This is a genomic window from Promicromonospora sp. NPDC050880, from assembly GCF_044456525.1.
Lineage (GTDB): Bacteria > Actinomycetota > Actinomycetes > Actinomycetales > Cellulomonadaceae > Promicromonospora.
The window spans coordinates 326147-340128 of sequence record NZ_JBITFV010000001.1 but is presented as its reverse complement, the minus strand read 5'-3'; the positions used below and the strand labels follow the sequence as shown (position 1 = coordinate 340128).

At 72.7% G+C, this 13982-nt stretch carries 17 protein-coding genes; 11 read left to right on the top strand and 6 right to left on the bottom strand.

Features of this window, described 5'->3' with window-relative positions; translation table 11 throughout:
- The first annotated feature begins 97 nt into the window (after nucleotides 1-97).
- The 4 genes from argS to ACIBBF_RS01615 all read left to right on the top strand — a co-directional run bounded on the left by argS (nucleotide 98) and on the right by ACIBBF_RS01615 (nucleotide 3654).
- The gene (gene argS / locus ACIBBF_RS01630; RefSeq protein ID WP_397409801.1) at nucleotides 98-1837 is read left to right on the top strand and encodes an arginine--tRNA ligase; all 1740 of its coding nucleotides are present in this window, start codon (nucleotides 98-100) and stop codon (nucleotides 1835-1837) included.
- Nucleotides 1838-1864: 27 nt separating this feature from the next.
- On the top strand, nucleotides 1865-2461 hold the full coding sequence (locus ACIBBF_RS01625) for a pyridoxal 5'-phosphate synthase (protein ID WP_397409799.1): 597 nt from the start codon (nucleotides 1865-1867) through the stop codon (nucleotides 2459-2461).
- A gap of 93 nt (nucleotides 2462-2554) precedes the next feature.
- Entirely contained in the window at nucleotides 2555-3076 is a 522-nt protein-coding gene (locus ACIBBF_RS01620; RefSeq protein WP_397409797.1) for a helix-turn-helix domain-containing protein, read from the top strand.
- Nucleotides 3073-3654, top strand: a complete 582-nt coding sequence (locus ACIBBF_RS01615) for a PIN domain-containing protein (RefSeq protein ID WP_397409795.1) — start codon at nucleotides 3073-3075, stop codon at nucleotides 3652-3654. The genes ACIBBF_RS01620 and ACIBBF_RS01615 overlap by 4 nt, the downstream gene beginning before the upstream one ends.
- Nucleotides 3655-3674: 20 nt before the next feature.
- Here the strand turns inward: ACIBBF_RS01615 and ACIBBF_RS01610 are convergent, their stop codons facing one another.
- Complete coding sequence (locus ACIBBF_RS01610) at nucleotides 3675-4271, bottom strand: histidine phosphatase family protein (RefSeq protein ID WP_397410665.1); 597 nt, start codon at nucleotides 4269-4271, stop codon at nucleotides 3675-3677.
- A gap of 32 nt (nucleotides 4272-4303) precedes the next feature.
- Nucleotides 4304-4645: a MerR family transcriptional regulator gene (locus tag ACIBBF_RS01605; RefSeq protein WP_397409793.1), complete on the bottom strand. Its 342-nt coding sequence runs from the start codon at nucleotides 4643-4645 to the stop codon at nucleotides 4304-4306.
- A gap of 54 nt (nucleotides 4646-4699) precedes the next feature.
- Between ACIBBF_RS01605 and ACIBBF_RS01600 the strand changes: the two genes are divergently transcribed.
- Together ACIBBF_RS01600 and ACIBBF_RS01595 are read left to right on the top strand one after the other, a co-directional pair.
- On the top strand, nucleotides 4700-5653 hold the full coding sequence (locus ACIBBF_RS01600; protein WP_397409791.1) for an alpha/beta hydrolase family esterase: 954 nt from the start codon (nucleotides 4700-4702) through the stop codon (nucleotides 5651-5653).
- A gap of 73 nt (nucleotides 5654-5726) precedes the next feature.
- Nucleotides 5727-5975 (top strand): zf-HC2 domain-containing protein, encoded by a 249-nt coding sequence (locus tag ACIBBF_RS01595; RefSeq protein WP_397409789.1) that lies wholly within the window; start codon nucleotides 5727-5729, stop codon nucleotides 5973-5975.
- A gap of 50 nt (nucleotides 5976-6025) precedes the next feature.
- Here the strand turns inward: ACIBBF_RS01595 and ACIBBF_RS01590 are convergent, their stop codons facing one another.
- The gene (locus ACIBBF_RS01590) at nucleotides 6026-7297 is read right to left on the bottom strand and encodes a hemolysin family protein (protein ID WP_397409787.1); all 1272 of its coding nucleotides are present in this window, start codon (nucleotides 7295-7297) and stop codon (nucleotides 6026-6028) included.
- Nucleotides 7298-7479: 182 nt separating this feature from the next.
- On the bottom strand, nucleotides 7480-8070 hold the full coding sequence (locus tag ACIBBF_RS01585) for a TetR/AcrR family transcriptional regulator (protein WP_397409785.1): 591 nt from the start codon (nucleotides 8068-8070) through the stop codon (nucleotides 7480-7482).
- 109 nt (nucleotides 8071-8179) lie between these two features.
- On the opposite strand from ACIBBF_RS01585, the gene ACIBBF_RS01580 reads away from it, so the two are divergent.
- From ACIBBF_RS01580 to ACIBBF_RS01570, 3 genes are all read left to right on the top strand, one after another.
- On the top strand, nucleotides 8180-9112 hold the full coding sequence (locus tag ACIBBF_RS01580) for an alpha/beta hydrolase family protein (RefSeq protein WP_397409783.1): 933 nt from the start codon (nucleotides 8180-8182) through the stop codon (nucleotides 9110-9112).
- Nucleotides 9113-9180: 68 nt separating this feature from the next.
- Nucleotides 9181-9525, top strand: coding sequence for a divalent-cation tolerance protein CutA (gene cutA, locus ACIBBF_RS01575; protein ID WP_397409781.1), 345 nt, complete (start codon nucleotides 9181-9183; stop codon nucleotides 9523-9525).
- Between the two features lie 83 nt (nucleotides 9526-9608).
- Nucleotides 9609-9839: a hypothetical protein gene (locus tag ACIBBF_RS01570; RefSeq protein WP_397409779.1), complete on the top strand. Its 231-nt coding sequence runs from the start codon at nucleotides 9609-9611 to the stop codon at nucleotides 9837-9839.
- Nucleotides 9840-9875: 36 nt separating this feature from the next.
- Here the strand turns inward: ACIBBF_RS01570 and ACIBBF_RS01565 are convergent, their stop codons facing one another.
- Nucleotides 9876-10607, bottom strand: coding sequence for an SDR family NAD(P)-dependent oxidoreductase (locus ACIBBF_RS01565; protein WP_397409777.1), 732 nt, complete (start codon nucleotides 10605-10607; stop codon nucleotides 9876-9878).
- A gap of 93 nt (nucleotides 10608-10700) precedes the next feature.
- Between ACIBBF_RS01565 and ACIBBF_RS01560 the strand changes: the two genes are divergently transcribed.
- A complete protein-coding gene (locus ACIBBF_RS01560; protein ID WP_397409775.1) occupies nucleotides 10701-11354 on the top strand; it encodes a TetR/AcrR family transcriptional regulator in 654 nt (217 codons plus the stop codon).
- 71 nt (nucleotides 11355-11425) lie between these two features.
- The gene (locus ACIBBF_RS01555) at nucleotides 11426-12520 is read left to right on the top strand and encodes a LacI family DNA-binding transcriptional regulator (RefSeq protein WP_397409773.1); all 1095 of its coding nucleotides are present in this window, start codon (nucleotides 11426-11428) and stop codon (nucleotides 12518-12520) included.
- Between the two features lie 45 nt (nucleotides 12521-12565).
- Here the strand turns inward: ACIBBF_RS01555 and ACIBBF_RS01550 are convergent, their stop codons facing one another.
- Nucleotides 12566-13951, bottom strand: coding sequence for a glycoside hydrolase family 76 protein (locus ACIBBF_RS01550; RefSeq protein WP_397409771.1), 1386 nt, complete (start codon nucleotides 13949-13951; stop codon nucleotides 12566-12568).
- Between the last annotated feature and the right edge of the window lie 31 nt (nucleotides 13952-13982).

The following is a 13982-nucleotide window of genomic DNA, read 5'->3' as shown; positions in this document are numbered from 1 at the left end:
TCAGGCCGACGGCGCGGGGCTGCCTTCCTAGACTGGCGAGCGCCTCGCCCGACCCCGGCCGGGGCGCTCACACGTCCCCGACGGGAAGGTTTCGCGCGTGTCCGACGTCGTCGCGATCAAGGACCAGGTGGAGGCGGCCGTCCGGGCCGCCCTGACCGAGGTGCTCCCGGCCGAGCTGGCCGGCGCCGACCCGGTGGTCCGACGATCCGACCGCGCCGACTTCCAGGCCGACGGCACGCTCGCCGTGGCCAGGAAGGCGGGCCGCGCGCCCCGGGACATCGGGGCCGACGTCGCCGTCCGCCTGCACGGGTTCGCCGCGGAGGTCTCCGGGCCGGGCTTCCTGAACGTCACGGTGCCCGACGCGGCGGTGTGGTCCGCCGTCGCGGCGCGCCTGGCCGACGCCAGGCTCGGCCTGGCGACGCCGCACGACGGCGAGCGCGTCGTGGTCGACTACTCGGCGCCGAACGTGGCCAAGGAGATGCACGTCGGTCACCTGCGCTCCAGCGTGATCGGTGACGCCCTCGTCCGCGTCCTGGGACACCTGGGGGCGAGGGTGACCCGGCAGAACCACATCGGCGACTGGGGAACCCAGTTCGGCATGCTCATCCAGTACCTGGAGGAGCACCCCGAGGTGTCGTGGAAGGGGCAGGGCGCCGAGACGATGTCGGCCCTGGACTCCCTGTACAAGGCCGCGCGGGCGGCGTTCGAGGCGGACCCGGCGTTCGCGGACCGGTCCCGCGCCCGTGTCGTGGCGCTGCAGTCCGGCGACGACGCGACGCTGACGGTGTGGCGGGACCTGGTGGCCGAGTCCGAGAAGGCGTTCGAGACCGTCTACCGCCGCCTCGGGGTGCTGCTCGACGGAGGCGACTTCGACGGCGAGTCCCGGTACAACGACGCCCTGCCCGCCGTCGTCGCGGACCTGCTCGCGAGCGGCATCGCCACCGAGTCCGACGGCGCCGTCGTCACCTTCACCGACGGGGTCACGGGACCGGACGGTGACCCCGTGCCCTTGATCGTGCGCAAGAAGGACGGCGGGTTCGGGTACGCGGCCACCGACCTGGCCACGATCCGGCTGCGGGTGGAGCACTACCGGGCCGACCGCATCCTGTACGTCGTGGACGCCCGGCAGGCCCTGCACTTCCGCATGGTGTTCGACACCGCCCGTCGCGCCGGCTGGCTCCCCGCGGCCGTCGACGCCGAGCACGTGCCCTTCGGCACCGTGCTGGGCACCGACGGGCGCCCGTTCAAGACCCGCTCGGGCAGGACCGTGCGGCTGGCCGACCTGCTCGACGACGCCGAGGCCGCCGTCCGGACGGTGCTGGCCGGCCGGGCGCACGGCTTCACGGACGCCGAGCTCGACGCCGTCGTGCATGCCGCGGCGATCGCGGCGATCAAGTACGCGGACCTGTCCACCACGCGCACGAGGGACTACGTGTTCGACGTGGAGCAGATGGTCGCCACGACCGGCGACACCGGGGTCTATCTGCAGTACGCGCACGCCCGGGTCCGCTCGATCCTACGCCGGGCCGGGGCGACCGCCGTCGGGCACGTGGACACGACCCTGCCGCTGCACGAGGCGGAGAAGGCGCTGGCCCTGACCCTGGACGGGTTCGAGGCGACCCTGCGCGACGTCGCCGGCACCCTCGAACCACACCGGCTGTGCGGGTACCTCTACGACCTGGCCACGGCGTTCACCCGGTTCTACGACGCCTGCCCGGTCCTCAGGGCGGACGACGACGCCGTCCGCACCAACCGCCTCGCCCTGTGCGACCTCACGGGCCGCACCCTCGCCACGGGCCTCGACCTCCTGGGGATCCCGGCGCCCGAGAGGATGTGAGACGGCGGCCTGACTACCCTGGCTCGGGTGACGGACCGACTGGTACAGGACGACGGCCCCTTCCCTCCGGACCCGTTCACCCTGCTCAGGACGTGGACCCCGCCGGACGACGACCCCGCCCGGCCGGCCGCGACCCTGGCGACCGTGGACGACGCGGGCCTGCCCGACGCGCGCACGGTGCTCCTGTCCACGGTGGGCAGCGACGCCGTGACGTTCCACACCGACTCCCGCAGCCGGAAGGCGGAGCAGCTGCGGGCACGTCCGCGTGCCGCCCTCGTCGTGCGGTGGGAAAAGCAGGCGCGGCAGGTCGTGCTGCGCGGGACGACGGCGGAGACGTCGGCCGAGGAGCAGGCGACCGCCTTCGGCCGCCTGCCGCGGTACCTGCAGCTTCTCGCCTGGCTCAACACGGCCGAGACGGCTGCCCTCGGCAGGCTCCAACGGGAACGGCGGTGGGCCGCGTTCGACGCTGAGCACCCGGTGCTCGACCCTCCGCCGACGTGGGTCGGCTACGCCCTGCGCCCCGTCGACGTCCTGTTCTGGGAAGGATCGGAGCACGGACCCAGCCGCCGCGTCCGCTACCGCCTGACCCCGAACGGCTGGGCGCGGGAGCCGCTACCGGGCTGACGCCGGCGGAGACGTGGACCTTCGATCAGCCACATCTATTCGAACATTACGAAAGCAGATACGCTATGTTCGAGAAACGATCGAGGAGGAGCCATGAGCGCAGACCTGGTGACGCACACCTACGTACCTGAGGGGTCAGAACCAGAAGCGGCAGAGGTGCTCAGCTTCCTGGCCGCACACGCAGAGAAGCGTGGAGGCGAACCAGAGCACCGGTTCCTGCTGGTCGGCAGCAGCGAAGGCGAGCAGGTGGAGCTACCCGCGACGGTCTACCGGGCGCTGCTGCAGGTGGTCGAGGCCCTCGCCGCCGGCAAGGCGGTCACGGTCTCGCCGACAGAGCCGCAGCTGACAACCCAGCAGGCAGCCGATCTGCTCGGCGTGTCACGTCCGACGGTCGTGCGGATGATCGAGTCCGGCGAACTGGCCGCGGAGCGCAACGGCAACCGCCGGAGGCTGCTGCTGAGCGACGTCCTTGCCTATCGCGAGCGACGACGGGCACGCCAGTACGCGATGCTCGAGGCGACGGCGGTCGACCCGGACGACGAGGACGACCCCGCGACGATGATCGAGCGATTGCGCGAGGCCCGAAAGGCCGTCGCCGCGCATCGGCGGGGGTGACCGCCTTGTTCACGGCACTGCTGGACACGTCGGTCCTCTGGCCGAGCCTGCAGCGGGACTTCCTGCTGAGCATGGCCGCCGAAGGCCTCTACCGACCTATCTGGTCCCAGGCTGTCCTGGACGAGCTCGTGCGCGTCGAGGCGGACAAGCGCGTGCGTCGAGGTGCGGAGCCCGAGCAGGCAGAGACCGCGGCCCGTCGCCTGATCGACCAGATGGGCTGGGCTTTCGACGACTCGTGCGTCGAGGGTTGGGAGCCGCTGGACGGCACCTACGGCCTGCCCGACCCGGACGACGAGCATCTTGTCGCCGCGGCAGTTGTCGGCGGCGCAGGGGTGATCGTCAGCAACAACGTGAAGGACCTGCCGGCCAAGCTCCTGCCGGACGGCTTGGCCGTGGTCCCGGCGGCACGTTTCGCAGCGGACTCCGTCTCGGTTTCACCGAGGATCGCGGTGCGCGCGCTGGGCAAGATCAGTGCGAGGTACGCGAGCCCTCGGCGCACCATCGACGACCTCCTCGACCTCCTGGACTCCCGCTACGGCATGCACGAAGCGACTGCGATGATCCGCGAGACCTTCTGAGCGGTCGGCCGACGCGTCCGTCACCGAGGCCATTCCAAGCACCTCCACCCGCCACGCCCGCGCTCGACCAGGAACGGCTCTGCATACGGCAACGGCGCTCCCCACACGGAGGGCCCAAGGCCACAGAGCCGGGCGAGTGCGACGGTCAGGCTGCCGACATGCCCGACCAGGGCCGCCGTCTCACCCACGTGTGCATCTGCTGCACGTTCCAAGGTCGCCGCCATCCGGTCCAGGACCTCCTGCCCGGACGCGCCGTCCCCCACGCGTTCGCTGAGGCGGCCCTCGACCACCCAGGAACGCAGCACCGCGGCGGTCCGGTGGCGGACCCTCGGATCACGACTGCCCTCGTATCGCCCGACGCTGACCTCAGCCAGCCCAGGGAATGCCACGACCCCGACGCCCGCGCGAGCAGCGACGGTCTGCGCCGTCCGGAACGCCCGTACGGCAGTACTGCTGTACACACGCCGGATGTGCTCCCCGCCCAAGGCGTGGGCGACAGCGGCCGCTTGCTGCTCGCCGCGCTCGGTCAGCGGCGCGGCGGGCATCACGCCCGCGGTCGCACCCGTGACGTTCTCCGACTCGCCGTGCCGCAGGCACCACAGCCTGGTCCGTGCCACCGCCCGGGGCCGGCCACCGTCCGGGCCGCCCGTCACCGCCGTTCCAGGAAGTCCGTCAGCACCTCGCGCGTCGCCGCGAGCTGCTGCATCTGCTGGTCGATGTCGTCGCGCATCTGCGCCACGCTCACACGTGCCGCGTCGTGGTCGGCCTCGGCGGCCCCGTCGCCCGCGCACGCGAGCACCGCACGGACCTTGTCCTGCGCAAACCCCATCTGGAACATCATGCGCACGATCCGGGCGGTGGTCACCGCGCTCTCGTCGTACTGGCGGTACCCGTTCGGTCCCCGCGTCGCGGTGACCAGCCCCTGTTCCTCGTAGTACCGCAGCAGCCGCGGGCTGACGCCGCTGCGTGCACTGAGCTCGCCGATGATCATCAGGGGTCTCCGTCCCGTTGACCTTCACATGATGTGAGAGTTTAGCCTCCCGGCATGACCTCCTTCACCCACCTGAGCACCGACGTCGGCGGCCGGCGTCGTACCTTCCACGTCGTCGACGGCCCGTACGCGCCGGGGAGGGACCTCGTCCTGGTCCTGCACGGCTCGCGGCAGTCCGGTGCCGCGCACCGCCGCTTCACCGGCCACATGTTCGACACACTGGCCCGCGACCGCGGCGCCGTCGTCGCCTACCTCGACGGCTACCGCGGCAACTGGAACGACGCCCGCGCGGAGAGCGCGTTCCCCGCCCGGCTCGCCGGCATCGACGACGTCGGCTTCGTGCGGCGCGTGATCGCGGACCTGGTCGCCTCGCACGACGTCGACCCCCGCCGGGTCCATGCCGTCGGCTACTCGAACGGTGGCCAGATGGTGCTCCGCCTGCTGCACGAGGCACCCGGCCTGCTCGCCGGGGCGGCGGTCGTGGCCGCCACCATGCCCGCACCCGAGAGCTTCCTGGCACCATCCGCGGAGCTCGAACCCGTCCCGACGCCCACGCTCCTGGTGCACGGCACCCGTGACCCGATCGTCCCCTACCAGGGCGGCCGGTTCCCGGCCTTCACGCGACGCGTCTTCCGGGTCGACGGCGTGAGCCTGTCGGCTCCCGGCACAGCGCGCTACCTGGCCCTCCGCAACGGGATCACGACGGACCCGGTCGTCACCCGGCTCGCCCCGCCGGCGTCGGCCCGGGACCGGACCTGGATCGAGCAGACGGACTACCGCGAGGACGGCCTGCCGCCCGTCCGCCTGCTGACGGTCCACGGCGGTGGCCACACCGTCCCGGGGCCGGGCCGGGCGCCGTTCTTCATCGGCCGGACGGCGCGGAGCATCTCCACGGCCGACGTCCTCGCCGAGCACCTCGCCATCACGGCCGGTTCCGGTACCCGTCACCAGAGCGTCAAGCGCGGGGGCCGATATCACAGGCGTCGTATCACAGAGCAATCTGGATGAATCCTCATGGACAGACAGAATGGTGCCAGCCGGTAGAAACCGGATGCTGTGCGCACAGGGGGCAGGTTCGGCGATGATCGCGAGTGAACGGGCTGACAACGGGCACCTACCCGGCGCGCTCCAGGGTGCCGGCGGCGGTGCCGGCAGCCCGGAGTGCCGTGCCACCCGTGCTGCCATGCACGACTACCTCGACCGGTGCCTGCCGCCGCTGCGTCAGGAGCGCTTCGAGGCCCACCTGGACGGCTGCGCCGAGTGCATCCGCACGTTCATCGACGTCCGCGAGGTCGCCTGGGCCCGGCGCGCCGCGCTCTGCCCGGCGTAGGCCCGACCTGCGTCAGGCGAAGGCCGGGCCTGGCGCAGGTCAGGCGGAGGTCAGGCCCGCCGGACCACCTCGACCTGCGTCAGACGGCGCCCCTGGACCTCGGTGACCACCAGGTCGAGGTCGTCGACGTGCACGGTGTCACCGACGTCGGCCACCCGGCCCAGCCTGCTCACCACGTAACCGGCGACGGTCTCGTAGGGGCCGTCGGCCAGTGCCACCCCGGTCTGCTCCTCGAACTCCTCGATCGTGATGCCCGCCTCCACGATCGTCGTGCCGTCGGCCGACGGCGGCTCCGGGCCGTCCGGCACGTCGTACTCGTCGCGGATGTCGCCGATCATCTCCTCCACCAGGTCCTCGAGCGTGACGATCCCGTAGGTGCCGCCGTACTCGTCGACCACCACGGCCAGGTGCCGTCGCTCGCGGCGCATCAGGGACAGCGCGGGGATCAGGTGCGTGGTGGTCGGCAGGAAGAGCATCGAACGGGTCAGCTCACGCACCGGCGTCGTGCCCGGGGCGCCGAACAGGTCCCGGACGTGCAGCACACCGATCACGTCGTCGAAGTCGGCGCCGGTGACCGGGTAGCGCGAGTACGGGCTGGCCTTGACGGTCTCCAGCACCTCGGACACCAGCAGGTCCCCCGCGATGAACGTGACCTCGCCGCGCGGGCGCATCACCTCGCTGACCGACCGCTCGGCGGCGTCGAAGACGTCGCTCAGGATGCGGCGCTCCTCCTCGGGCAGCCCCTCGTGGGCCACCACGACGTCACGCAGCTCCTCCTCGGTCATGCCCTCCGACGTCGCCCGCGGGTCGCCGCCCAGCAGCCGCACGACCGCGTCGGTGGACACCGACAGCAGCCACACCACGGGCCGCATCAGGCTCGCGAACCGATCCAGCGGCGGGCCCACGACGAGCGCCACGCTCTGCGCGCGCTGGAGGGCGAACCGCTTGGGGACCAGCTCGCCGAGCACGAGCGAGAGGTACGCGATGACGAGCGTCAGCAGGATCAGGGAGGCGGTCGAGGCGACCTGGGCCGGCAGCCCGACGCCCTCCAGGACGGGCGCGAAGTCCGGGGCCAGGGTCGAGGCGCCGTAGGCGGCGGAGAAGAACCCCGCGACGGTCACGCCGATCTGCACGGCGGCGAGGAACCGGTTGGGGTCCCGGGCCACGGAGGCCACCCGCGCCCCGCGCCCGCCCCGCGACTCCAGCCGGTCGATCTGGCTCTCCCGCAACGAGACCAGGGCGATCTCCGTACCCGCGAAGACGCCGCCCACCAGGATGAACACCAGGACGAGCGCGACATTGACCCAGGTGTCCTGGTCCATCAGCAGCCCACCTCCCTGGTCCGGCGCGAGCGGCGGGCGCAGGTACTGTGTGCGTCGTCCATGGCGACGAGTACATGAGCCGTGGCCAGGTGTGTCAAACCGTGGCGGGTCGACGCCGACAGGTCAGGAGGAGCGCCCGGATACCCCTCGAACGCACGGGCACCGGGGGCACGGCGTCGAACTCATTGTGGCTGGCGCAAGCCTGCCACGAGGAGTTCGACCAGCCGACGCGCGTCGTAGCGGCGATGCGTGCCGGCTGCGGCGCAGACGCCGCCGATGCCGCGCATCAGCTCGTAGGCGTCCAGGCCGGGGCGCACCTCGCCGGCCGCGGTGGCCACCTCGAGCAGGTCGGAGAGCACCGGCACGAGGCGGTCGACGAAGTAGTCGTGCAAGGGGTCATAGCACGAGTCGTCCGACTGGAGCACAGCGGCCAGTCCTTGCTTGGTCACCACGAAGTCGACGAAACGGTCGATCCACCGAGCTACCGCGAGGTAGGGCGTCGCACCATCGCTCCGGAGTGCGGAGCCTGCCTCGGCGAGTGCCTCGACCTGGTGCCGGTACACGGCGACGATCAGATCGGCCCGCGTCGGGAAATGGCGGTAGATCGTGGCCGTCCCGACGCCCGCCTCGGCTGCGATCTCACGGATCGGAGCTTCCACGCCCGAGGTGGCGAAGACCGCGCCGGCCGCCGCCAGCAACGCCTCCTGGTTGCGCTGGGCGTCCGCCCGCTGGGGGCGGACAGCGGGCGCCCTTCTCCGGTCGCCGGGACTCATTGCATGTTCCTCCGGGTCGTTGCATAAACGGGACACTGTCCCGTATCGTCGAGGGCGCCAATCGGGACAGTGTCCCGTTTCATCATGTCAGACCGGAGGGCCCCTTTCCATGAAGACCGCTGACGTCCCAGTCACCCCCGCCCAACCCGTCGTCTCGGTCCAGCCGGTGACGCTGGCCGCACCGGGCCGCGGCGCGGACCTGCAGGTCAAGATCTCGGCGCCGACCACCGGCACCGACCTGCCGATCGTCATCTTCTCCCACGGCTTCGGTTCCTCACTGCACGGCTACGGCCCACTGACCGACTACTGGGCGGCGCACGGCTTCGTGGTGATCCAACCCACCTATCTCGACTCCAGGACCCTCGGCCTCGCGCAGGACGACCCCCGCAAGCCACGGTTCTGGCGCTCCCGCGTCGAGGACGCGAAGCGCGCACTCGACCACCTCGACGTCCTGGCAGCCGCGGTTCCCGGTCTCGACGGACGCCTCGACACGAGCCGTATCGCCGCCGCCGGACACTCGTTCGGCGGTCAGACCGCAGGGATCCTGCTCGGCCTCCGCGTACAGGACCCCCAGACAGGCGACTCCGAGGACCTGTCCGACCCACGCATCACGGCCGGCGTCCTGCTCGCCACGGCCGGCCGGGGCGGAGACGACCTGACGCCGTTCGCTGCCGAGAACTTTCCGTGGCTCAGAAGCCCAAGCTTCGCGGAGCTGACGACGCCCGCTCTCGTGGTGACGGGTGACCACGACGAACTTCCTCTCAGCGTCCGCGGGCCGGACTGGACCGTCGACCCATACACCCTCGCGCCCGGCAGCGAGAGCCTGCTCACCCTGTTCGGCGCCGAGCACTCCCTGGGCGGCATCGGAGGGTACGAGATCAAGGAGACGACCGACGAACACACCGGTCGGGTCGCCCTGGTCCAGCGAGCCACCTGGGCCTACCTGCGGCACGCGCTGGGTATCGAGAAGGAGAGCTGGGCAGCAGTCCGGGAGGAGCTGGCCACCAGCCGCCACCCGCTGGGCCGGATCGAGTCCAAGTAGTCGTTCCGGCACGAGGTGGTCACGGCGCTCCGCCGGCTGCCCTGGCCGCGGCCCGTAGCCTCGACCCCATGGCCAACACCCCGGACCACGCCGACATCGTGCAGATCGCCACCACGTTCGACGCCGTCGAGGAGGCCGAGGCACTGTCCCGCTCGGTCGTCGAGGCGCGGCTCGCCGCCTGCGCGCAGACCGACGGCCCGATCACGAGCGTGTTCCGCTGGGACGGCGCCGTCCAGACGGAGCAGGAGTGGCGGGTGACCTTCAGGACCACCGCCGCGCTCGCCGAACAGCTCGTCGAGCACATCGTGCGCGAGCACTCCTACGACGTCCCGGAGGTCGTCGTCACGCCCGTGGTCGGCGGGCACGAGGCCTACCTGGAGTGGGTGCGGGACGAGACCCGCTCGCTGCCGTAGCAGCGCCGCTCCACCACGGACGCGGATTCGGCGACCCCCGAAAGAGGAGGCCCTGACCGCCGCACCCTGCCTAGGTTGGGCCGATGGCGGACAACGGGTATCGAGGCGGAGCGCGGCGACGTCCGTGGAGCTGGGGCGCGGGCATCGCACTGGGAGCAGGTGTCGGCCTCGTGTTCGGCGTGGTCTTCGTCGCGTCGCTCGGGTGGGCCGGCCTGGCCGTCGGCGTCGCGCTCGCGGCGGGCCTCGTTCCGGCCTTCGCGATGTCCATGGCCCGCCGGACGGACTCGGACGAGGGCCCGCACCGGCACGACTGACGCCCCGCCCCGCCGTCCGCGGGGCGGGGCGCCTGCTCAGGCCGCGCTGATCGCGTCCGGGTCGAGCGCCAGCGGCGGGCCGGACAGCGCCGCCTTCGCGTCCGCGGCGAACCCGTGCACCACCTCGGCCTCCCCGGCCTCCAACCCGTCCAGTCCGAGGGTCACGACGTTCACCGGGTCGTCCAGCGCACCGTCGGGGAGCTCGTAGCCGTGCGCGGCGGCGAACTCGCGCATCGGCTCGGTGTCGATCATCCCGGGCACCAGGGCGGTCACGAGCGTGCCCTGGCCCGCGAGCTCCAGCCGCACGCCGTTGGTCAGGCTCCACTGCGCGGCCTTCGCGGCGGCGTAGGCGGTGTTGCCGTCGACCGTCTGCCAGGCCGCGCCGGACAGGACGTTGAGCACGGCGCCGCCGCCGTTGCGGGCGAGCACCGGCGCGAACGCCCGGATCATCGCGAGCGTGCCGAAGTAGCTCGACTCCATCGCGAGGCGGATCGAGGTGAGGTCTCCGGTGACGAGGTTGCCGCCGGTCATAAACGCGGCGTTGTTGACCAGCACGTCCACGTCCCCGGCGGCCGCAGCAGCCGCTTCGACGGACGCCGGGTCGGTGATGTCGAGGCGGAGCACCTCCGCCCCGGGTACGTCGACCAGCTCCGGACGGCGGGCGGTGGCGTAGACCTTGGCCCCGCGCCTGAGCAGCTCTACCGCGAAATGACGACCCAGGCCTCGGTTGCTCCCCGTGACCAGCGCCGTGGCGCCCTGCAGGTTCATGCTTCCTCCTCGTAAGATGACCGATCGGTCATGTTGGCGATTGAGACCCTAGGCAGAACATGACCGGTCGGTCAACTTGGTAGGATCGGCGGTATGCCCCTCGCCACCCCCGGCCATGCCGCGCCCGCCGACGCCGACGCCGTCCTCACCGACGCCTCCCGTCCCCTGCGCGCGGACGCCGCCCGCAACCGCGAGGCGCTGCTGACGGCCGCCGAGGAGGAGTTCGCCGCGCAGGGTCTCGACGCCTCGATCGCCGACATCGCCCGGCGCGCCGGCGTCGCCAAGGGGACCGTGTTCCGGCACTTCGCGACCAAGGAGGAGCTCGCCACGGCCATCGCCGCACGGCACGCGCAGGAGCTGACGGCGGTCGCCCGGCGGTTGCGCGGGTCGGCCGACGCGGGGGCCGCGCTCCTGGAGTTCATGACCGAGGCGGCGGGGCGGCTGCAGCGCCGGCGCGTGGCGGTCCTGATGACCGTGCCCGCGCCCGGCTCGGAGCTGGCGCGGCTCCAGCAGGAGGTGCACGACGAGGTGGTGCTGCTGACCGACGAGGCCCGCGCGGCGGGCGCCGTCCGGCCCGACATCACCGGGACCGACGTCTTCCTGCTGATGTGCGCACCGGTGCACGCCGTCGACTACGTCGCCGACCCGCCGCCGGAGCTCTGGCGGCGCTACGTGGGCGTCGTCTTCGACGGCCTGCGGCCGGACGGCGCCCACCCGCTGGCCCACGCGGCACCGACCTGGCCCTGACCGGCGCAGGGGCGCCGGCGTCGCCCACCCGGCAGTTCGCCCGAACCGGGCACGTGCCTTAGGTTCTGACTATGGCTGAGCCGGGCAGCGAGGAACGGGCGATCCAGCCGCGGTCCGTCCCCACCATCAGCGACGTCGCGCGGCACGCCGGCGTCAGCCCCATGACGGTGTCCCGGGTGCTCTCGGGCGGTCAGAACGTCAGCGCCCCGATGCGTCGCAAGGTGGAGACGTCGGTGCGCGCCCTGGGCTACCGCCGCAACGAGAACGCGCGGAGCCTGCGGCCCGGGCACCGCAGCGGGCTCGTGGGCGTGGTGGTCACCAACCTCGCCAACCCGTACTACGCCGAGGTGCTGGAGGGCATCGGCGAGATCCTCAGCGAGGCTGACCGCCGGGTCATCTTCGGCACGTCCCACGAGGACCCCGAGGAGGAGGCGCGGCTCATCGCGGACTTCGTCGGGCGGCAGACCGAGGGGCTCATCGTGGTGCCCGCCGGCGGACCCTCCGAGCACCTGCGCCCCGACCAGCGGCACGGCGTGCCCCTGGTCTTCGCCTCACGGCGGCAGGACGGCGTGGACGTGGACGCCGTCATCGTGGACGACGTGCGCGGCGCGGAGCGGGTCACCGCGCTGCTGCTGGAGGAGGGGCACCGGCGCATCGCGTTCGTCGGCAACGCGGTCTCCGTCTTCACGGGTCAGCGACGGTTCGAGGGCTTCGAGCGGGCACACCGCGCAGCCGGGGTGCCCGTGCTGCCCGAGCTCGTGCGGCGCGGGCAGCAGGACATCCACTCCGCCGAGAACGCCGCCCAGGAGCTGCTCGCCCTGGACGAGCCGCCCACCGCGATCTTCGGTGCCAACAACCGGAACATGGTCGGGGCCATCAAGGCCCTGCACGCCGCCTCGGCGGCGCGCGGGACCGACCTGTTCGCCCGCGTGCGGCTCGCGAGCTTCGACACCTTCGACCTGGAGGAGCTCGTCCCGGGCGACCTCTCCGTGGTCACGCACGACGCGCGCGAGCTCGGCCGCACGGCGGCGGAGCTGCTGCTCGTCCGGCTGCAGGGCAAGCGCTCCGACCGGCCGGCCCGGACGATCGAGCTGCCGACGTCGATCCGTACCCGGCGTCGGTCACCGGAGCGCCTGCCCGGCGCGGAGCCGGCCACGCCGGCGTAGCCCGCAGAGCCCGGAGGAGGCCCGGAGGACACCCCGCGACGCGGCTCAGGCGGCGTCGCCGTAGTCCTGCCGCCGCCAGGCGAGCAGCGCGAAGAGCTGGATCGCCCCGGCCTGGTGCAGCGTCTGGGGCCGCGCGTCCGGGGCGGGCGCTCCCCCGCCGCCGGACTGGAACCGGAACAGGCCGGTGGCCGGGTCCCGGTTCTCCGCCCACACCCGTTCCGCGTACCGGCCCATGCCGTCGAGCACGTCGGCACCGTGCGCAGCGGAGATCGACTCGAACAGCAGCAGGTTCGCGAACAGGATCGCGTTGAACACCACGGGCTGGTCGTAGAGCCGGTCGCCGCGCACCCAGTGGTCGACGGCGCCGGCGGCGTCCGCCGTGGCCAGGTCGAGGTACCGCTGCTCCCCCGTGGCGCGGTGGAGCAGCGCGGCGGCTCCGACCATCGACCCGGAGTTGTAGCTCCAGAGCGTCTCCTCCACCGAGCCGTCCAGCAGGATGCCGTTGGCGTAGCGTCCGTCCCCGCGATGCAGGGCGGCACGGACCCACTCGTACGTACGCCGCCCCCAGTCGAGGTACCGCGCCTCGCCGGTTTCCTCGTACAGGTGCACGGCCAGCTCCGACGACAGGCTCGTCACGTTCGCCGCCCCCCGGTACGGGTTCCAGTCGGCCTCGACCCAGTGCATGCCGCCCGGGTGCTCGACGTCGGGATCGGTGTCCCAGGCCCGCGGCAGGAACTCGAAGACCCGCTGCGCCCGCCGCAGCAGCTCCCGGTCGCCCGACATGCGGTACCGGCGCACCAGCTCCAGCCCGATCACCGCGTTGTCGTCGAAGAACGGGTCCCCGCCACCGCCGAGCGGGGCGGGCGGGTAGGAGGCGTACGCGCCCCGGCCCGCGTCCCAGTACCGTTCGAGGCCCGCGAAGCGGTCGGCGACGTCGCCCGTGAACCGTCCCCCGGACCCGGGGAGCCGGTCGACGTCGACGGTGGCCGCCGTGGCCTCGCGCAGCGGCCAGACGAAGGAGTAGGGGTTCTCGCCCGGTGCCGGGTCGAGCCCCTCGGAGTAGAGCCCCGTGCCCGGCAGGTACAGGTGCCGCTGGAGGGCGGCGTACCCGTCGAGGGCCCGGCGGCGCCACCGGTCCGCGGCCGGGCTCGCCACCCCCGACGCGGCCGGGCTCGCCGCCGCCCGCACGGCGGCCAGCGGGCCCAGCAGCGGAGCCGCGAGCGCCGCGAGCCCCAGTCCGCCGAGCCCGGCGGCGAACGCACGGCGGGACAGGTCCGGGGAGCGGGACGGGCCGGCCGGGCGGGCGAGCCCCGTGGTCCGGGCGGGCCCCGCTGCACCGGGGCCGGGCGTGGACGGGCCGGGCGTGGTCGGGCCGGGCGTGGTCGGTCGGGAGGTGGACGGTCGGGACACGGGCGTTCGGGGTTCAGGCACAGCGCACTCCTTCGTGTTCGTGGTGGTGAAC